We start from the raw sequence: 20,283 nt of genomic DNA, 5'->3' as shown, positions 1-20,283 counted from the left end.
CCTATTTTTACTCGATTGCTTTTATCGAGGCACATTGCTTTAGTTTTGTTAAAAAATAATTTGCACTAGGGCAATTGGGATGGTTAGCTGCATTTTCAATGGAGAAACCTGAGTTAATCATTTTTTGAGCGAGTCTTTTCTTTTCATTTCTCCCTACAAGTCCTCTGTTAAACTTTTCCAAATATTTATTTCGGATAGTATCAAAGGGAATATCTTCATTTTCAGGATATTCAAAAGAATAGTTTCCGTGAAAAATCTGATTCATTGCGGAATTATCTGATAGAAACCAAGACTCAATCTGCTTAACAGCTACGATAATAATTTGATTTTCAGATTCAGTAATTCTCAATCGAGTTTTAGTAATACATTGGTCTTGGTCAAGGTCTGTTAATATAAAAATAACTGAGGCTCCTTTTTTAAAAAGATTTTCTCTATGACTTTTAATATTATGGGGCAATAAATTACCATTTCCTTGGACATTGATTACACCAACAGAATGAAGTCCGAGTTGATTCAGAAGAGCCTTAAAAATGTTGGATTCTAAAATAAATAGCTCAGTATAACCTTCACAAATAAAACCAATGTTTACCATGGTAACCCACCTCCTAAGGTGTTAGTCAGCCATGCTTCATCCATACTTAAACCATTAAAATCTTCTCCTTTGAACTGCTTTATTTTTGTTTCACCCTTGATTTTATTTACCGTGATGATTTCATCAGGACTTAGCTGAGACACCAATGATTGCGAATGAGTGTTGAGCCATATATAATGACCTTTTTCTTCACAAGCATTTCTGAAAAAATTAACCATCTCTTTAATAACATCAGGAGTAAGTCCATTTTCAGGTTCTTCGATACACAAAAACTGAGGTTCATCAGATTGAAAAACGGCTGTTAAAAGAGCGAGAATGTTGTAAGTACCGTCGGAGATAAGTTCTTTAGTGAAATATTTTGGTGAAAATCTTTCTTTCACTATTAAAGTATCTGTTCTACTTAAATCAGAAGATTCAATAAAAACATCGTCAAATTCAGGGATAAATAATCTTAACCAATCAAGAATTTCTTCTTTTTTAGATTCTTCTTTTAATATCCTTTTTAAGACTTTTTCAAGATTGTCCGCAGAAAAGGATAAAGTTAAATTATCAGAATAATTGACTTTCTGTTTATCCTTATTTTTGATGAATAGTCTTGAAAATTGTTTTTTATAAAAATTATTCTTAGAGATAATCTTCTTGATTTGGTGGTCATTAGAAAGCTGTTCAAATTCTTCACTTTGAAGCGACAAAAGATTTTTTTCATAATCTTTATCTGAAAGGTTGTGAAGATATTCTAGAAAAGCTCTTTCCACAAATGAGTCAATTTTCAAACTCCAGTCATCTGTTTCAAAAGAAAATATACGAGGATTATCTATTTTCGATATATTGTCTTCTCCACCAAATAAACCAATACCATTAGTTTCATCACGATATTTAAGATAAAACTCCAATGCCTCAAAAATATTACTTTTCCCTGACCCATTTGGGCCAACAAAGACCGTAAATGGATTAGGTTCAATAATCTCCAAATCTGCAATAGATTTAAAATTTTTGATATGTAATTTTTTGATTTTCAAAGTGATAAAAGTTTAATATTCAGTCATTGAGTAAATCACTCATTCACTCAATGATTAATAGTCGCCTAAAGTTTCAGGCAATTGCGCTAATGCTGCTGCCAATTGTTCGTCGTTTGGTGCAACACCGTGCCATTTGTGAGAACCCATCATGAAGTCTACACCTGCACCCATTTCTGTGTACATCAATACCATGATTGGTTGACCATTTCCTGAAAGTTCACGAGCTTGGTTCAATACGCTAACTACATCAGCCATATCATTACCTTGCATAGTGATAACTTTCCAGCCAAATGCTTCGTATTTAGCACCCAAATCACGGTTGTTCATGACTTTTTCTGTAGGACCGTCGATTTGCTGACCGTTCAAGTCAATAAATGCTACTAGGTTGTCAACTTTGTGGTGTGGAGCGTACATCGCTGCTTCCCAAACTTGACCTTCATTTTGCTCACCATCACCCATCAAGCAGAATACCAAAGAATTGTCGTTATTCAATTTCTTTGCTTGTGCAGCACCGATAGATACTGATAAACCTTGACCCAATGAACCTGAAGCAATACGAATACCTTCAAGATGTTCGTGAGTAGTTGGGTGACCTTGTAAACGAGAATTTAATTTACGGAATGTTGCGAGTTCTGCTACTGGAAAATACCCTGAACGAGCCAACACTGAATAAAATACTGGTGAGATGTGACCGTTCGACAAGAAGAATAAGTCTTCGCCAGTACCGTTCATATCAAATACTCTTTTACCAGATTCGTCAGATTTAAGCGTCATTTGGTCAAAATAAAGCCCTACAAGCAAATCTGTACAGCCTAATGAACCACCTGGGTGACCAGACTGGCATGCATGAACTTGTCTCACAATGTCACGTCTTACTTGTGAAGCAACTTTCTGTAATTCTGAAATTTCCATTATTGATTAGTTATAAGTTATAATGCTAAATTGAGACATACGATTATTCAGAAATCACCTGATTCGTATGGTTTTTGGTATCGACTTTACCAATGATATTTTGAATAATGCCATTTTCGTCGATAATAAAAGTAGTACGAGCTGTGCCCATATAGGTACGACCATACATCGATTTTTCCACCCAAACTCCGTAAGCTTCCACAACACTGTGATCTTCATCCGAAATAAGGGTAAATCCTAAACCGTATTTTTCGATAAACTTTTTATGAGATTTTGGACTGTCTACGCTTACTCCTAATACAACATATCCTTTAGCTTTGAGTGCATCCAAGTTGTCATTGAGGTTACAAGCCTGTGCAGTACATCCAGGGGTGCTATCTTTAGGATAAAAATAAAGGACAACTTTTTGACCTTTATAATCCGAAAGTTTTACCAAATCCCCATTTTGGTCTTTTTGTTCAAAATCTGGAGCAACTGAGCCTACTGTTAGTGACATATCTTCATGGTTTTATTCTAGTACAAATATCGGGAAATATTAGGACATAATCCGAGAAAAAAATCCCGCTACTAGTAGGTTTTTGATTTCTAGAGGCTTAAGTATATGGTGTCAAAAAGACACGATTTGAATATTCCACAAATATATGAGAAAAATTTTATTTAGAACAGTATAGAACACTTATTTTTTTCTATTTTTTTTCGTAGCCTTTATCGAAGCCTTTTTAACAACTTGTGGCGCTTTCAAGCTGTCGATAATTGCAGTATATGTTTTACTATTTCCTTGGTTATCTGTTAGCTCTAATACTAAATTTCCTACAAAAGTCTGTGTGGAATCACTTTTGACAGACCAAATCAATGATTTTTTATACTCATAATCACACAAAACAAATTTTCCATTTACAGTCGCTCTAAAAGATTTGATACCTGATAAATTATCAGAAACATGAAATGAGAAAGCATCTTTTGTTTTGTTGACTAAGGTAGCTCTCGGAGGAATCGTATCACTTAATACCTGAAAATCTCCTAAAATATCAGTTTTGAAAGTTACCGAACCATTACGCCAAGTACCTCCTAAGTATTTTCGGTCACGATTATAAACAGCCGTTTTATCAGGTGAAACAATAGCCGTGCTCGGTCTGAAAGTAACAGTGATAGGTTTTTTCAAAGGAATTAAATCATTTGAAACTTGAATTTTATTCTTGTCTATTTTGGTATTTAGATACAAAGTGTCATACAAAGATTCTGCTGGGAAGAGAATATTGACACCCGCAGATTGAAACGTTTTTTCAATTCCAGAGAAAATAGCTTCTTGAATGCCCGCCGAAAAATCGGTCGAGTCAATTCGAATTGTCCTTGGAATTCCCTTTCTCAAATCCCACAAATAGATAGCAGTGTTGTTGCGAACAAAATGAATCGGTAAAATATCGCTTTTATTAGTAGTGATAATTTCACACGTAGACGTTGGCGTTTTGAGGTTTTTGGCCTTAATAACCAAGGTGTTGTCATTTACCTGAGTGGAAACCTGCGTAGGCACATTGCTTGGAATCACGCTTGGTACTGTAGTAGAGCGAGCTTGACCTTTCAGGGTAAAGTGCATGATACTCAGGTTTTCGTTACTATCCCAAATTTTGAGGGTTACTTGATGTGTTTCTCCTTCTTTGACAAAAATTTTACCCTTATTGGCAATAGGTTTATAAACAGGCAAATTTATATTGCCATCGTCTATAAAAAGCTTTTGCATTTTTCTACCTGTACTTTTATAAGTAAGATAATCTAAATGGATATTAATATCGTTTGAATGTGCATCTGGAAATTGTTCTAAATGAAAAAAGTAGTATTCCTGACCATCTACCATCATTTCAACACAATTCAAGCCATTGGTATGATGGGTATAATTCATGCGATCAACTGCCATCATTTCAATGCCAACCCAGCCATTAGCTAGAATTTCTCCACCAGCAATCGAAAAAGTACCATCAGCAGATTTTGCGGGGCTATATCGGTGGGTTTCAAAATCACCCATAACCCTTGCCTGTGGGTCGAGCGGTTTTACGGAAATTTCTTGAAAAGTAGGAGGAGTATTATCGACGATTTCTGTAAAGCCAAAAAGTAAAGGATTCAGTAGGTTATTGCGACTATCACGAATCTCAAAATGCAAATGTGGCCCAGCAGAACCACCCGTATTTCCAGAATAGGCAATAAGCTGACCTTTTTGTACAGGAAACTCATTTGGAGCAGGTTTTACCGAAATTTCGAAAGTCTGTTTTTTCAAACGCTCCTGCTTGACATAAGCAGCCATAGGTTCTGCAAAGCCTTTTAGGTGACCATAGACTGTAATAAGGCCAGTTTTAGGATGTGTTACATACACCACGTGGCCATAGCCTCGTGTTTGGATACGCATTTCTGAAATATATCCATCGTCAGAAGCATATACTGGCAAGCCTTCGCGACCTTGAGTTTTGATATCTAACCCTGCATGAAAATGATTGTGACGCAAATCGCCCATGCCACCTGCCAAATAATTAAGCTTATGTGGATTGATGGGAAAAAGCATACTTCCTTTAGGGTATGGCAATACAAGTTTTTGAGAAAAAACTACATGAGATAAACTACAGAATAAAAAGAATAATACTTTCTTCAAAACACGCTATAATTAAAAGATGAATCTGTGTTGGATGAATTAACTAAAATAGGGCAGAGTGTATATATTTTGAAGCGTTGATGAAAAGAAGAAGCCAGCAGGCAAGAACCTGCTGACCAGAATATGATTTGAATTACTTGATTTCAAAATCAAGCATTTTTCTATCTTCGATATAAGCTGTAAGTCTGTCGCCGATTTTTACAGCGCCCACACCCGCAGGAGTACCTGTAAAAATAAGGTCGCCTGTTTTGAGGGTAAAATATTTTGAAATTTCGGCAATGATTTCGTCAAAATTCCAAAGCATCATGGATGTATTTCCATTTTGACGAATTTCGTTGTTTATTTCTAGACGAAAATTTAGGTTATTCATATCAGCTATTTCTGATTTAGGAAAAAATCCTGAAATAGGAGCAGAGCCATTGAAACCCTTGGCTTTTTCCCAAGGAAGACCTTTTTCTTTCAATTTAGCCTGTACATCGCGTGCAGTAAAGTCGATACCAATACCGATTTCATCATAGTATTTACTGGCAAACTTTGCTTCGATGTTTTTACCCATCTTATTGATTTTCAAAACGATTTCAACTTCATAATGTAAATCATTTGAAAAATCAGGAATATAGAAAGGTTCATTGTCACGAAGGAGCGCAGTATCTGGTTTAATAAAAATAACGGGCTCTGAAGGACGTTCGTTCTGAAGTTCAGCAATATGTTCGGCGTAATTACGACCTATACACAAAATTTTCATAAGAAATCGTTAATAGTGAAATTGAAAGAGTTCTCTAAGTACTATTTCATCGAATATGCTCAAAAAACGATGATTATCAGTCTCATAGCGCTGAGCTAATGCTTAGATATCATCAAACAATGGACGCTTATTGGGTTAGCAAGGTTGACGAATGTTATACTTTATTACAAAACTACGTCGAAATACTAGAAAATTTAGTACCTTTTTACAACTTTTGCGTCTGAATACAAAATATGTATAGTCATACAGGCATTTTCAATTAATTTGACCTCGAAATGCCAACCGTCATTTTTTATTTATCAATTTACATATCATTATGAAACGTATCTTATTATACATTCCGCTTGTAGTAGCAGGATTAGTTTGGGCTTGTAGTAGTGTGCCTATTACTGGACGTAAGCAATTTTTGTTAGTATCCGATGACGAAATGAACTCTATGGCATTGACGAGTTACAAACAATTTTTGGACACCAACAAAGTAATTTCTCCTACTACTCAACAGGCTGCGATGGTAAAAAAGGTAGGAGATAAAATTGCTAGGGCAGCTCAGCAGTATTTTGAGCAAACTGGTAATCCTAATTATTTGCAAGGGTATCAATGGCAAACAGAGCTAGTACAAAGTAGTGAAGTAAATGCTTGGTGTATGCCAGGGGGTAAAATGGTTGTCTATACAGGTATTTTGCCTGTAACACAAAATGAAGCAGGTTTGGCAGTTGTGATGGGTCATGAAGTATCACATGCTATTGCTAAACATGGTGCTGAGCGTATGAGTCAAGGTATGATTGCTCAAGGACTATTAGCAGCTGGACAAGTAGGCTTAGGTATTGCGATGAAAGACAAACCACAAGCTACTCAAAATTTGTGGAATTCAGTATTTGGGGTAGCTGCACCAGCAGGAGCACAATTGACGTTATTGGCCAATGGTCGTGGACAAGAATCAGAAGCAGATCATTTGGGATTGATTTTCATGTCAATGGCGGGTTATGATCCAAACGAAGCAGTAAGCTTTTGGGGAAGAATGGCAAAATTAGGCTCAGGTTCAAAGCCTCCTAAAATTTTGTCGACCCACCCAACTGACGAACAACGTATTGCTGATATAAAAAGTATCTTGCCTGAGGCTTTGAAATATTATAAACCATCAGGTTCAGGAGGCGTACAGAGAAACTAGAGGAGTGATGAGTTTTGAATTGTGAGTGGTAAATTGTTCACTAATTCACCACTTACAATTAGTAGTGTTCGAAGGGTTTCCAGCTATTGCGGATTTGGGATTTCTGATTTCGGAAATAAAGAAAATCATCTTTGTTTTACAAAATACATAAGGTTACAGTTCCGAAATCCAACATCCGATATCCGAAATAAATGGCTTTTATAATTGTTCGTACAGTCCTAATTCTCAATTCACCAATATCTTGAATCGTGTTAAACAAAAAAAGCTATCCCGAAGGATAGCTTTTTTTGTGAGTATATCTAGAATTAGATAGTTCCAGCTAAAACTTTCTCTACTTTCTCAGCAGCTTCTTTCAAAACTACAGCAGAATAAACTTTAAGACCAGACTCGTCGATGATTTTAGCACCTTCAGCAGCGTTTGTTCCTTGCAAACGAACGATGATAGGTACAGGAATATCACCAATAGCTTTGTAAGCCTCAACAACACCAGTAGCAACACGGTCACAACGAACGATACCACCAAAGATGTTAATAAGAATAGCCTTAACGTTTGGATCTTTCAAGATGATACGGAAACCAGCTTCTACTGTTTTAGCGTTTGCACCACCCCCAACATCAAGGAAGTTAGCAGGCTCGCCACCAGAAAGTTTGATGATGTCCATTGTAGCCATTGCCAAACCTGCACCATTTACCATACAACCAACGTTACCGTCAAGTTTCACATAGTTAAGGTCGTTTGCAGAAGCTTCAACTTCCAAAGGATCCTCTTCGCTAGTATCACGCAAAGCAATGAAATCTGGGTGACGGAACAATGCGTTGTCATCAAGATTCACTTTAGCATCAACTGCCAAAATTTTATTATCTGAAGTCTTCAACACAGGGTTGATTTCGAACATTGAAGAATCAGTGTTTAAATAAGCTTTGTAAAGAGCGTTGATGAATTTCACCATTTCTTTGAAAGCTTCACCAGACAAACCAAGAGCGAAAGCTACTTTACGAGCTTGGAATTGCTGAAGACCAACACGAGGATCAATCCATTCTTTGATGATTTTCTCTGGAGAGTGTTCAGCCACCTCTTCGATGTCCATACCACCTTCTGTAGAGGCCATGATTACATTGCAACCTTTAGCACGATCTAATAGAATAGAAAGGTAATATTCTTTAATTTCAGAAGGACCTGGATAGTAAACATCTTCCGAGATCAAAACTTTGTGAACTTTTTTACCTTCTGGACCAGTTTGGTGTGTAATTAACTGCATTCCTAAGATTTGTTCAGCTTTTTCACGAACTTCTTCTAGGTTTTTAGCAAGTTTAACACCTCCTCCTTTACCGCGTCCACCTGCGTGGATTTGAGCCTTCACTACGTGCCACCCGGTACCAGTTTTGGCCGTTAATTCACGGGCAGCTTCTACTGCCAGTGCTGGTGTATCAACAACGATGCCTTCTTGGATGCGAACACCGTAGCTTTTCAAAATGTCTTTAGCTTGATACTCGTGAATGTTCATTTGATATACAATTGTTTATGAAACTTTAATGTACGATACTGGAAAAAAGCTTCCTTTTGGGACAATGCCTCAATAACAGCATAGGGTTCGTGACATACAAAATGTCGTAGAATACAGCTATTGAAGAAATCGCTCGCTAAATTACTGACAAAGTTCTAAACATAGTGTTTTTCTTTGCTAAATATTTATAGTCCGATGATTATTTATGCTTAAAATAAGCTGTAACAGCTACAAAGCCAGACCTAAAAATCAAAATTATTTTTATCCTTCGGAATGAAATAATTGATTTGTTAATGATTTTTTTACAACTTGGACTCGCTAACATAATTTCGTCGATAATTATATCATTTCTCTTCCCTGAATTATCACTAATCTAAGCTGAGGTTTGCTGCTATTAGTAGTTTATACTCATTTTAGGGCTATTAATTAGTGAATTTACTTTCATTTTTATTTTTACGGGTGTAAACTTGTGAGGTGCGTTGTGCTCAACGTAACCTGATTTTTCTATTTTTTTTCATTTTTTAACTAAACACATACACTTCATGAAGAAGCTTTTACTAATGAGTTTCCTGCTTGTGGTTGGTATTTTCTTTCAATCAAATGCCCAAGAACGCAAGATTACAGGAAAAGTTACATCTTCAGTTGACGGCTCTGCTTTACCAAGCGTGACAGTCCAAATAGTAGGTACTACTAAAGGCACTCAAACTGATACTCAGGGGAACTACTCGATTGTTGTACCGAGTTCAAAGTCGGTATTATCATTCCGTTTTGTAGGGTTTACGTCACAGGAAATACCTGTAGGTAGCCAAACTGTCATTAACATTACTTTGAAGGAGGATACAAAAGCTCTTGAAGAAGTATTGGTAGTTGGTTATGGGACTCAGATAAAAAGAGATTTGACAGGAAATATTGCAAAGATAAAATCTACTGAAATTTCAGATATGCCTGTAACCACATTCGATCAGGCAATTCAAGGAAAGGCCGCTGGGGTTGTTGTTAATTCTGGAACAGGTAAACTTGGTCAAGGTATTCGTATCAATGTGCGTGGTCAAGGATCTATTTCTGCGAGTACTCAGCCTTTGTTCGTGATTGATGGTATTCCATTGACGACTAATAACCTTGCTCTTCAGTTTGGTTCTACTAACCCTCTTGCTGATATTAACCCTCAGGATATTGAATCAATGGAAGTATTGAAAGATGCTTCTGCTGCAGCTATCTATGGAGCTCGTGCTGCTAATGGTGTAGTCATCATCACGACCAAAAAAGGGAAATCTGGGCAAACACGTGTGAATTTTGGTTATCAGACAGGTTCTAGTAAGCCTACTAGAAAATTACAGTTTCTCAATACTGAGCAATATGTGAACTACTATAAGATGGCCGCAGGAAATTCAGATAGAATAGAAGGAATAAACCCTGCTGATGGAGATTCGTACACAGCTTATATGAATAGCTTCTTTGAGACGCAAGGTTTGGGTACATTTGGTACTGCCAACCAAGTTTCTACAAATTGGGGAGACTTGGCGTATCAAGATGCACCGATGAGTCAATATGATATGAATATTAGTTCTGGAACTGACAAAACCTCGATATATGTATCAGGTCAGTATCTTGATCAGAAAGGTATTTTGATTGGAAACGCACTAAAGCGTGCTACTGGTCGTATCAACTTGGATCATAACTTGACCAATAAGTTTAAGATGGGGGCAAGTATGTCATTGTCTCGTAGTTTAAATAATCGTTTGTCGGGCGATCGCCAATTTGATAACCCAATGCAAATGGTTGCATTACCTCCAATGACTCCGTCTACAGACCCTACCACAGGCTTGCCTACAGGTTCATTACCAGGAGATCCGTATGTTCCTTATTACTATAACCCAATGGTAAATATTGGAAACGCTTTCTACAACACAACAGTGAATAGAACTATCGGAAGTATTTATGGTCAGTTAAAGATTTCTAAAGATTTGATATTCCGTTCAGAATATGGGGTAGACGTGCTTAACCAATTAGAAGAGCAATATTACAACTCCCTAACATTTAGAAATACAGGCGTAAATGGAGGTTTGGGACTTGCCAGAACGGTAAGAGTAGAAAACTATAATACCAACAATTTCTTATCTTATACAAAAGCCTTTGGTATTCATTCGATTGAGGCAATTGGTGGTATGTCTTTTCAAAACTCAACTGCAAAGTCACATTACATAGAAGGTCAAGACTTCCCTTCAGATTCGTATCAAACGGTTTCATCAGCAGCTAGAAAAACAGGAGGAGAGTCGTGGGAAACTTCGTTTAGTTTCGTTTCATATTTTGCTCGTGCAAACTACAAATTTAATGATAGATACATTTTTGGATTGAGTGCTCGTGTCGATGGATCTTCGCGTTTTGGTAAAAATAAACCTTATGGTTTGTTTCCAGCGGTATCTGCAGGTTGGGTAATTTCTGAAGAAGAATTTTTGAAAGGAAATAAAACTATAAGCTTTTTGAAGCTGAGATCAAGCTATGGTCGTACAGGGAATGCCGAGATTGGTACTGAAAGCTCTGTTAATGTGAGAAATTTCCCACAAAGAGGCTTATTTGCTGGTGATGCTGGTTATGGTGGTATTCCTGGTCAAAGACCAATTCAGTTGGCTAACCCAGATTTAAGTTGGGAAACTACCGATCAATTTGATGTAGGGATTGACTTTGGATTATTGGATAATAGAATTTCAGGTGAAATTGATTATTACGAGAAAAAAACCAATAACTTATTGTTAAACGTTAACGTGCCAGGCACAACAGGATTTGCAGTGCAGACTCGTAATGTTGGTAAATTAACGAACAAAGGTGTTGAGTTTGTATTGAATACAGAAAACCTAGTTGGAGCATTTAAATGGAGAACAAGCATCAATTTAGCATTCAATGCCAACAAGGTTACTGATTTACAAGGACAAATTATTGAAGGTGGTTTAAGTACAATGAGCCGTGCTGTTGAAGGTCAGCCTATAGGTACATTCTTTACTGCTGAATATGCAGGAGTTGACCCTAACAATGGTGACGCTTTATGGTATAAAAACACGAAAAATGCAGATGGAACTGTAGACCGTACAACAACAAATGTGTACAACCAAGCTCAGAGAGTCGTAGTGGGTAAGGCATTGCCTGATTGGACTGGAGGGATTACAAACACATTTAGTTTTAAGGGCTTTGATTTAAGTGTTTTCTTTAATGGACAATTTGGCAATAAAATTAACTTCTATGGTGTAGGTCGATTCTCGTCAGCTAATGGTCGTTTTGAAGATAACCAAACTGTTGATCAGTTGAATTCATGGACAACAACAAATCGTAATACTAATATCCCTGAGGCTCGATTGTTCTATAACAATGGTGCTCAACCATCAAGTCGTTTTATCCAAGATGGCTCATTCGTTCGTTTGAGAACAGTAACGCTCGCATACAATTTACCTAAATCATTGCTACAAAAAGCTAATATTAATAGTATGAGAGTATTTGTTACTGGACAAAACTTAGCCACATTTACAAAATATGGTGGATGGGATCCAGAGGTAAATGCAGACGATATTGTGACCAACGTTGCACTAGGTTATGATTTTTACACTGCGCCTCAGCCTCGTACAATTACATTTGGTGTAAATCTTGGTTTTTAATTTAAACGATTTGTGTTATGAAAAAATTAACTAAAAATATATTTTTAATAGGTCTAGCTGTTTCAACACTTACCTCTTGTGATAATAGTTACTTAGATTTAGAGCCAAAAGTAAGTATTGATGAATCTGCGGCTTTAAATACATCGAAAGATATCCAAGTAACCCTTAATGGTGCTTATGATGGACTTAGCGATGTAAATGTTTGGGGAGGGGGTAGCCAGTACATAAAAGAACTATTAGTCGATGACAGAGATGTTGTATTTGGAGGTACTTACACAACTCTCGACGAAATTTGGAGAAAAACTATTGCTACTACCAATGGCGATATTACTAATCTCTGGCTTGATAGTTACAATGCTATTAACCGTGTAAACAACGTAATGTCGGCAATATCAAAGGTTGATGATGCTAACAGAAATAGAGTAGAGGGTGAAGCCCGTTTTATTCGAGGAGCCTTGTATTTTGATTTGGTAAACTTATATGGAAAATTCTGGGGTGATGGAGATAATAACACAAACCTTGCAGTACCTTTAATATTGACGCCAACTCGTGGTATTACACAGGACGATTACCGTACTCGTGCTACAGTAGCTCAAGTTTATGCTCAGGTTATAGATGATTTAACAAAAGCTGAGCAGCTATTGAGCTCGCAAGTAGATAACTATGGTTTTGCTTCAAAAAATGCAGCAGCAGCAATGCTGTCAAGAGTTTATTTAGCACAGGGCAACTACGCTTTGGCTAGAGACGCTGCCAATCGTGTTATTACCTCAGGAGTACACGCCTTAGCACCAACATTTGCTGATGCATTTGCTGATGGTTCAAATACTGAAGAGTTGATTTTTAGAATTATTGTTACCGACCAGGATGGAGCAAATGATTTAAATACATTCTATGGCTCTACAGCTAGCAATGGACGTGGTGATATTCGTGTGCAATCAAAATTCTTATCCTTATATTCTTCAGAGGATTCAAGAGGTAAATTTTTCGAGCGTGTAAATAACCTTAATTTTACTTTGAAGTTTGCTGATAGATATGGCGATTTGCCAATTATTCGATTTGCGGAAATGTATCTTACAAGAGCGGAATGTAATTTTAGACTTGGTACTACGGTTGGTGCGTTGCCTATTTCTGATATTAATAAGATTCGTGATAGAGCTGGAGCCAATTTATTAACTAATTTAACTTTAGCGGATATCTTAAAAGAAAGACGCCTGGAGTTAGCATTTGAAGGAGGTAATTATTTAGATATCAAAAGAACTAAACAAAGTGTTGGTGCTTTAACTTCCAATTCTAATGCTTTGACACTCCCAATTCCACAACGAGAAATAGATACAAACAAATCGTTGGTTCAGAATGCTGGATACTAGTTTAAGTACAAAAGCTAAAAGTTAGATAATTTATAAGGTTTTTTAAATAAATCGAAATGAGAAATTTACTCTATCGAGGATTTATGATATTTTCTAAATAAAAATCTAATTATCTAATAAATAAAAAAAGGGTATAGGCTTAAATGCCTATACCCTTTTTTTTAAGGAAATATTTAACTTTTTTTGCCCTGTGGTAGAGAGACCGTACTGAAACGACAACATATCTAGAAAATATATTTTGTTGTTTCTAAGAAAAAATAATCAAAAAGGGAAAAGTTTTATTTGAAATAGGCATGTTAATAGCAAAAAATATCATCAAACGTTATGCTTCCTTACAAGTACTTAAAGGAATAGACCTGAATATCAATAAAGGGGAGATTGTCTCTATTGTTGGTGCTTCGGGTGCAGGAAAAAGTACTTTATTGCATATCTTGGGTACATTAGACCAGCCAGACGCTGGAAGTCTAATTATCGATGGACAAGATGTAACCCAACTAGGAGAGAAGCCTTTGGCTACTTTTAGAAATGAAAAAATTGGATTTATTTTTCAATTTCATAACCTATTAGGTGAGTTTTCGGCACTTGAAAATGTTTGTATGCCCTCATTTATTGGTGGAAAAGGAGATAAAGCGGTAAGAGAAAGGGCTGAGGAATTATTGGTAATGCTAGGGCTAAAAGATAGAATCAATAATCTACCTTCACAAATGTCAGGAGGTGAGCAGCAACGTACTGCGGTGGCTAGAGCGTTGATGAATTCGCCTGCGATTATTTTTGCAGATGAACCTTCTGGTAATTTAGATTCTAAAAATGCACAAGAGCTACATGAACTGTTTTTTACTTTAAGAGATAAATTTCAGCAAACTTTTGTTGTCGTGACTCACAACGAAGAATTGGCTAATATGGCAGACCGAAAACTCATTATGCAGGACGGCTTAATTATAAATTAATCTGCAACAAACATGAGTCATCTCGAATTTTAAGATTTGGGTTATTCTCCAAATTTTTATCAAAAAAGCGGTCGGAAAATATTTTTCAACCGCTTTTTTGATACTACGATACTAGGTATAACTTGGCTCAAGACGCAATCATTGCATCTCTACTACTAGAATACAAATTGTAACATAATCACTCATCCGCTCAATCACTAAATTAGGGATGACTCATGTTTAGTTTTATTAGCTCGTTCTTCCACCTACGATTTTATCATATTCGTTGTCATAAGGCTCCCAAAGCTCAATCTTGTTGCCTTCAAGGTCTAAAATATGAACAAATTTGCCAAACTCTAGTTCTTCTATTTCATCCAAAATAGTGACACCTTCAAGGCGGAGGATTTCTACTAATTCTCTCAAATTATCGACACGATAATTGATCATAAACTCCTTATTGGATGGTGCAAAGTATTGAGTACTATCAGGGAAAGGACTCCATTGAGTGAAGCCTTTTTGTTCGTCCATTTGACGCCACTCAAAGTTTGTTCCATATTCATCGGTGTTAAAGCCAAGATGCTCCTCATACCAATCTTTTAATTGTTGTGGGTCTTTACATTTAAAAAAGATACCACCGATTCCTGTCACTCTCTTCATTTATTTTATATAGTTAACTTGGATTTTAGACTAAGCAAGGGGATAATTTCAAATTTACCATTTAGGACTTAAAATTTGATGCAATTTTAATGAAAAAACAGAGATAAACTAATGATAATCGATTGGAATTCAAATGTCTGTAGTAAGTCTTGTAAAGAGAGGATAATGTAGGAAAGACATTTGCTAATTGGAACTTAGAAAAAAGGTCTATCAATTTGTGTCTGAAATTAAATTTATTGTACTGGTTGTTTGGACAAATCAAATAGTAAGTTCATGAAGGGATTGTTTACTTTACAAAGAGATTAGTATTAAATTGCGTATTGTTTGGTAAGATAGTGTAGTCGATTCGTTATTTTTGCAAAGATGAAACTTTTTGATTTTAAATATACACGCCAATCCATTGGTATTTTCCTCGTATTTATGGGGTCTCCTTTGATATTCTTTTTCAAGGAGACATTAGGATTTGGTGGTTCTTCAGCCTTTACTTTAGGCGGGTTTATTTTGGGATTTATTTTGATGTTTTCGAAAGATACCTTTCGAAAATACTATAAGCTAAATACGCCAATATTTAGACTTGGCGCAATATTTACTTTAATTTCATTAATTTACTTTTATGCTTATAATCAAACATTTACAGAAAGCTATTTAGTTGGTAGGGATATCGCCAACTATCTATTAATTGCTGTTTTCTTCTTTATGCTTGTCTCGGTTTCAAACGAGGTAAAGGAATATTTTCTTCCTGTCGTAATTGCACTTACATTGCTTGGAAACCTTTGCCTCATATACTCGATGGTGACCAATCCATTTTTTGTTATAGGGCAGCGAGCAACAGTTGTTTTTGGTGATGGTTCTTCGGCGGCAAGTGGTAATCCCCATGTTTATGCCAGAAATGCTTTTGCAGGTATATTTGGATCTTATCTAATGTTTAGTTCAAAAAATACCTTATGGAAGCTTGTGTGTATATTAAATTGTTTGATATCAATAGCAGTGCTATTAATGACTCAAGTAAGGACGATATTTTTGGCATTTATCATATCAGCGGCACTTTATGTTTATTACAATACTTCATTAAACAATGTAAAAAAGACAATCAAGCAGTTCTTGAGTTTTAGAAATATTTTGTTAATGTTAATGTTATTAGGCGGTATAATTTATTTTATATCAACAAATGAATTGATTATTAATATATTAACGAGTTATTATGAGAGCTCAAGCACAGCACTTACCAAAGCTGTTTTAACTGCTGCGGGTGTAGCAGATGAGAAAAATACAGATGCTTCAGCTTTAGGAAGAGTAGGAAATTTGGATTTTTTTAAAGGTATTTTATATGGAGAGCCGTATTCATTAATTCTTGGCAAAGGTTACAGGTTTTGGTATATGGATATGCCAATTGTTGAAGCTTTTTTAGATTATGGATTGATAGGTTTATGGAGTTTCGGGTTGATGAATTTATTAATTTTAAAAGAGTCTCTAAAAGTCATGAAGCAAGGTAATAATCCTTTTACAATGTTTTTAGCCTATTTTTATTTGACTTATTTTCTGGGTTTATTTACTGGAGGACGCCCTAATGACACACCTTATTGGTTTGTTTTTGCAGTGATGATTCGTTTTGTTGGTGTAAAATATCTTGATTTAATGCCATCAAAATCAGACATATCGTCAGACAGCAAAGAACAATCAACTACTTGATAATAAAATGAAGGTATTGATATTACATAATATACTTTGGGCACATTACAAATCTCTTGTATTTGATGCTTTGAATGAAATAAGCCAAAAGTCAGAAGATTTTGAGTTACTTGTTGTTCAAACTGCCCGTACAGAAAGAAGTCGTATTTCTATGGGTAATACCAGTAGCACTGAGGTAAGGTATCCATATAAACTGATTGGAGAAGGAGTTTTAGAAGATGTCTCCCTAAAGCAAAGAATTCTGGGAATGCTTAGTGCAATAAGAGAATTTAAACCAGATGTTGTAAACATAACAGGGTATTATGATTTAGCCTTTTGGGTAGTACTTTTTTATTGTAAACTCCATAGGATTAAATTAGTCTTGTCGAATGAGTCAACCGCTGTAGATCATATAAGAAATGGATTAAAGGAAAAAATAAAATCAATTTTCGTAAGACAATTTGATGGGTTCTTTAACTTTGGCTCCCTTTCTGCTCAATACATGCTATCGTTAGGAGCCCAATCGAATCAATTATTAGTAGAAAAAAACTGTGTAGATAATGCTACAATAAGAACTATCTACGATGATGCTAAACTACAAGCTGAGCAGACAAAGCAGAATCAACAGCTAAAAAAGTATAATTTAATTTTTGTGGGAAGATTAATATCTTTCAAGAATTTATCTTTTTTGATAAAAGCCTTTGGTTTGGCTAAAAGTAAACTTTCCAATGAATGGGGACTCATTATATTGGGAGATGGTGAAGAGAAAGCAAAACTTGAAAATCTGACGAAAGAGCAAAACGTTGAGGATATAAACTTTTTCCCAGGAGTAGGCTGGCAGGAAGTACCTAGATACTTAGCTCTTGCAGATGTTTTAGTGTTACCTAGTTATTCGGAGCCATGGGGGTTAGTTGTAAATGAAGCAATGGCCTGTGCTATGCCAGTAATAGTCTCTGAAAATTGTGGCTGTGCTGCAGATATAGTAAAGGATGGTATCAATGGTTTTACTTTTAACCCTTATGATATAAATCATTTTGAAGAAATTTTAATAGCTGTGATGAATGATATTACTAAACTCGAAAAAATGGGAAAGGAATCTGAGCGCATCATAGCAGAATATACTCCTCAAAAGGTAGCTGAAGAAATGTATAATGGTTTTTGTAAATGTACATCTTTAAGCTATTATCAAGACAAATAAGCGTCATTGCTTTTGCGATTAATCTATATGTCTCCAAAAAAAGTCATCAATTCTATTCAAATTTTACGAGGTGTTGCTGCTGTCGTAGTGTTAATTTACCATGTATCAGGTTTTTTAAAAGTAAATTCCTCTCAGGTTATTTTTGCAGACTTTTTTCGAAAAGGGTTTGCAGGAGTTGATTTGTTTTTTGTTATAAGCGGTTTTATCATTAGCTATACTACCAAAACATATATAGGAAATCCAACTAAATTTAAAGAATATTGGAAAAAACGTATAATTCGTATATATCCTATTTATTGGATAGTCCTTGGAGGAATTCAACTGTTACAATTAATTTTATCCAATTATTTGAAGGTGACAAGTTTTGAAACCTACAGTAATATTGGGATATGGGCTCATTTTAAAACCTATACTTTATTACCCAAACATGTAGCGATCGACCCTGTAACATGGACAATGAGTTATGAGATATATTTTTATGCCCTATTTTCAATTGTAATTTTATCTAAGAGACTTTGGATAATTCCAGCTACAATTTTGGGATTAACAGTTCATAATTCAATCGTTCATCCTGTATTTGACCCTGAAAATGGTTTTTCATATTATAATTTCGTATTTAGTAATTATAACTACGAATTTTTAATGGGTATTCTTATTTCATACTACTACGATAAAATTAGATTTTCGCCTATCATATCTATATTTCTTGTAATTATAGCAGTATCTATAATTTATTTATGGGGAGATTTTGTGGGAGACTATGACAATTTTAAAAGAATTTTAATTTTTGGTTCAGCAGCCTCTATGATACTTGTTAGTTCTATAAACATTGAAAAAGCAGGCTTTTTAATAGCTCCTTCATTTTTCATTTCGGTAGGTAGCGCATCTTATGTGCTTTATCTGATACATTTTCCCTTTTTATTGATTTTAAATAGGATTCCTAATATGTTTGGTGTCACTCTAGACGCCTTTCAAATGTCGTTATATAATTATGTGGTTGTGGTCATCAATATTTTGGTGGCAGTGTTTTTGCACAAAAAATTAGAATTACCACTTACCTCTTATTTAAGCAAAATTTTCAAGTGAGTCAATCTTTAAGAATTTTACATATTTGTGCTTATACTTGGGATATTGGTGGACCTCCCAAAGTAATTTACGACAATGCTGTTGTACAATTAGCGAATGGAGCGGAGGTTACGATATTGACACCTATTTCTGAAGGACAAAAACTTTATCCTGTACCTGATGGTGCTGAGATTGTTTGCTGTAAGCGACATAGTTTGGCTCGTATTTGGGCAGAGTTTTCTCCTGAATTGTATCAATGGTTAAAAAAGAATGGCGAAAAATTTGATGTAATACATATTCACGGTATTTGGCATTTTGGTAGTGTAGCGCCCTTTTTATTGAACCTAAAAGTAGCAAAATGTATTACTGTGCATGGCTTGCTAGACCCTTGGGCTTATCGAAATGGCTATTGGAAAAAGAGATTATTCCGATGGCTTTTTCAGAAAAATGCCCTTCAAAAAGCTGAAATGATTCATGTGTTCAATACAGATGAATTACGTGATGTAACCAATTTTATAGGGGAGAGCCATCCCAATATTGTCATGATTCCGAATGGTATAGACTTAAAACCCTTCGATAACTTACCAGATAAAGGATATTTTGCACAAGAACTAGGTTTTTCTGGAGATAAAAAGGTTATCTTATTTTTAAGTAGAATCAATATCAAAAAAGGCTTAGATTTACTGCTTCCTGCAATTTATGAATTAGCAAAAGAGCGAGAAGACTTTATTTTAGCCTTAGCTGGTCCCGACGATGGTTATTTGGAAGCAACTCAAGCGTTTATCAAACAGCATCAGGCTGAGTCCTATATTAGATGGATTGGCATGAAAACTGGACAAGAAAAATTGGCTGCCTTTGCCGACGCTGATGTGTTTGTACTACCTTCTCATTCGGAAGGATTTTCGATTGCCACTTTAGAGGCTTTAGTTTCAGGAACTCCATCGGTATTGTCTGACAAAGTTGGCTTTGCTGACAATATCATTGCAACTGAATCAGCCATCATAGTTGATCTTACTACGGAGTCTATCAAAGATGGCATTAATCGTCTTCTCGACGATGCTGAGTTAGCCAATAAGATTGCTAAAAATGGACAGCATTTAGTCAGAACTCAATATGATATTCGTGTGGTAGGAAAGCGTATCATGAGTGAGTTTTTAAAAATTATGAAATAAACCATTG

General features: G+C 35.6%; 16 protein-coding genes. 8 read left to right on the top strand and 8 right to left on the bottom strand.

The genetic code is table 11. The features are described from left to right. Nucleotides 1-7: 7 nt before the first annotated feature. The 6 genes from QM481_RS02030 to QM481_RS02005 all read right to left on the bottom strand — a co-directional run bounded on the left by QM481_RS02030 (nt 8) and on the right by QM481_RS02005 (nt 5,906). Complete coding sequence (locus QM481_RS02030; protein ID WP_283380463.1) at nt 8-592, bottom strand: hypothetical protein; 585 nt, start codon at nt 590-592, stop codon at nt 8-10. Beyond that, nucleotides 586-1,611 carry an AAA family ATPase gene (locus tag QM481_RS02025; protein ID WP_283380462.1) on the bottom strand — a complete coding sequence of 342 codons (1,026 nt, stop codon included), beginning with the start codon at nt 1,609-1,611 and terminating at the stop codon, nt 586-588. Before QM481_RS02025 ends, QM481_RS02030 begins: the two co-directional genes overlap by 7 nt. A 54-nt stretch (nt 1,612-1,665) precedes the next feature. Continuing rightward, complete coding sequence (locus QM481_RS02020) at nt 1,666-2,523, bottom strand: transketolase (protein WP_166553441.1); 858 nt, start codon at nt 2,521-2,523, stop codon at nt 1,666-1,668. 43 nt (nt 2,524-2,566) lie between these two features. Beyond that, nucleotides 2,567-3,019, bottom strand: a complete 453-nt coding sequence (bcp, locus tag QM481_RS02015; protein WP_166553442.1) for a thioredoxin-dependent thiol peroxidase — start codon at nt 3,017-3,019, stop codon at nt 2,567-2,569. Between the two features lie 180 nt (nt 3,020-3,199). Further along, nucleotides 3,200-5,074: a M23 family metallopeptidase gene (locus tag QM481_RS02010; RefSeq protein WP_283380461.1), complete on the bottom strand. Its 1,875-nt coding sequence runs from the start codon at nt 5,072-5,074 to the stop codon at nt 3,200-3,202. Between the two features lie 220 nt (nt 5,075-5,294). After that, complete coding sequence (locus QM481_RS02005) at nt 5,295-5,906, bottom strand: fumarylacetoacetate hydrolase family protein (protein WP_166553444.1); 612 nt, start codon at nt 5,904-5,906, stop codon at nt 5,295-5,297. Between the two features lie 316 nt (nt 5,907-6,222). Here QM481_RS02005 and QM481_RS02000 point away from each other — a divergent pair, with 316 nt between their 5' ends. Further along, the gene (locus QM481_RS02000) at nt 6,223-7,074 is read left to right on the top strand and encodes a M48 family metallopeptidase (protein WP_283380460.1); all 852 of its coding nucleotides are present in this window, start codon (nt 6,223-6,225) and stop codon (nt 7,072-7,074) included. A 305-nt stretch (nt 7,075-7,379) separates the two neighbouring features. Here QM481_RS02000 and sucC read toward each other — a convergent pair whose 3' ends face one another. After that, on the bottom strand, nt 7,380-8,579 hold the full coding sequence (gene sucC, locus QM481_RS01995; RefSeq protein WP_166553446.1) for an ADP-forming succinate--CoA ligase subunit beta: 1,200 nt from the start codon (nt 8,577-8,579) through the stop codon (nt 7,380-7,382). A gap of 542 nt (nt 8,580-9,121) precedes the next feature. On the opposite strand from sucC, the gene QM481_RS01990 reads away from it, so the two are divergent. From QM481_RS01990 to QM481_RS01980, 3 genes are all read left to right on the top strand, one after another. Beyond that, nucleotides 9,122-12,223 (top strand): SusC/RagA family TonB-linked outer membrane protein, encoded by a 3,102-nt coding sequence (locus QM481_RS01990; RefSeq protein ID WP_283380459.1) that lies wholly within the window; start codon nt 9,122-9,124, stop codon nt 12,221-12,223. 17 nt (nt 12,224-12,240) lie between these two features. Continuing rightward, a complete protein-coding gene (locus QM481_RS01985) occupies nt 12,241-13,590 on the top strand; it encodes a RagB/SusD family nutrient uptake outer membrane protein (protein WP_283380458.1) in 1,350 nt (449 codons plus the stop codon). Nucleotides 13,591-13,883: 293 nt separating this feature from the next. Beyond that, a complete protein-coding gene (locus QM481_RS01980; protein ID WP_283380457.1) occupies nt 13,884-14,537 on the top strand; it encodes an ABC transporter ATP-binding protein in 654 nt (217 codons plus the stop codon). A 228-nt stretch (nt 14,538-14,765) separates the two neighbouring features. Here the strand turns inward: QM481_RS01980 and QM481_RS01975 are convergent, their stop codons facing one another. Continuing rightward, a complete protein-coding gene (locus QM481_RS01975; protein WP_166552921.1) occupies nt 14,766-15,173 on the bottom strand; it encodes a VOC family protein in 408 nt (135 codons plus the stop codon). 363 nt (nt 15,174-15,536) lie between these two features. Here QM481_RS01975 and QM481_RS01970 point away from each other — a divergent pair, with 363 nt between their 5' ends. Genes QM481_RS01970 through QM481_RS01955 form a run of 4 tightly spaced genes read left to right on the top strand, consistent with a single transcriptional unit; the run spans nt 15,537 to nt 20,276 of the window. Then, complete coding sequence (locus QM481_RS01970) at nt 15,537-16,862, top strand: hypothetical protein (RefSeq protein WP_283380456.1); 1,326 nt, start codon at nt 15,537-15,539, stop codon at nt 16,860-16,862. Nucleotides 16,863-16,869: 7 nt separating this feature from the next. Continuing rightward, on the top strand, nt 16,870-18,039 hold the full coding sequence (locus QM481_RS01965; RefSeq protein ID WP_283380455.1) for a glycosyltransferase family 4 protein: 1,170 nt from the start codon (nt 16,870-16,872) through the stop codon (nt 18,037-18,039). Between the two features lie 27 nt (nt 18,040-18,066). Continuing rightward, nucleotides 18,067-19,125 carry an acyltransferase family protein gene (locus tag QM481_RS01960; protein WP_283380454.1) on the top strand — a complete coding sequence of 353 codons (1,059 nt, stop codon included), beginning with the start codon at nt 18,067-18,069 and terminating at the stop codon, nt 19,123-19,125. After that, nucleotides 19,122-20,276, top strand: a complete 1,155-nt coding sequence (locus QM481_RS01955) for a glycosyltransferase (protein ID WP_283380453.1) — start codon at nt 19,122-19,124, stop codon at nt 20,274-20,276. The genes QM481_RS01960 and QM481_RS01955 overlap by 4 nt, the downstream gene beginning before the upstream one ends. The last annotated feature ends 7 nt before the right edge of the window (nt 20,277-20,283 follow it).

The organism is Flectobacillus rivi (genome assembly GCF_030056655.1).
Taxonomy (GTDB): domain Bacteria; phylum Bacteroidota; class Bacteroidia; order Cytophagales; family Spirosomataceae; genus Flectobacillus; species Flectobacillus rivi.
The sequence above is the reverse complement of the archived record's forward strand: the minus strand, read 5'-3'. Positions and strand labels throughout refer to the sequence as shown.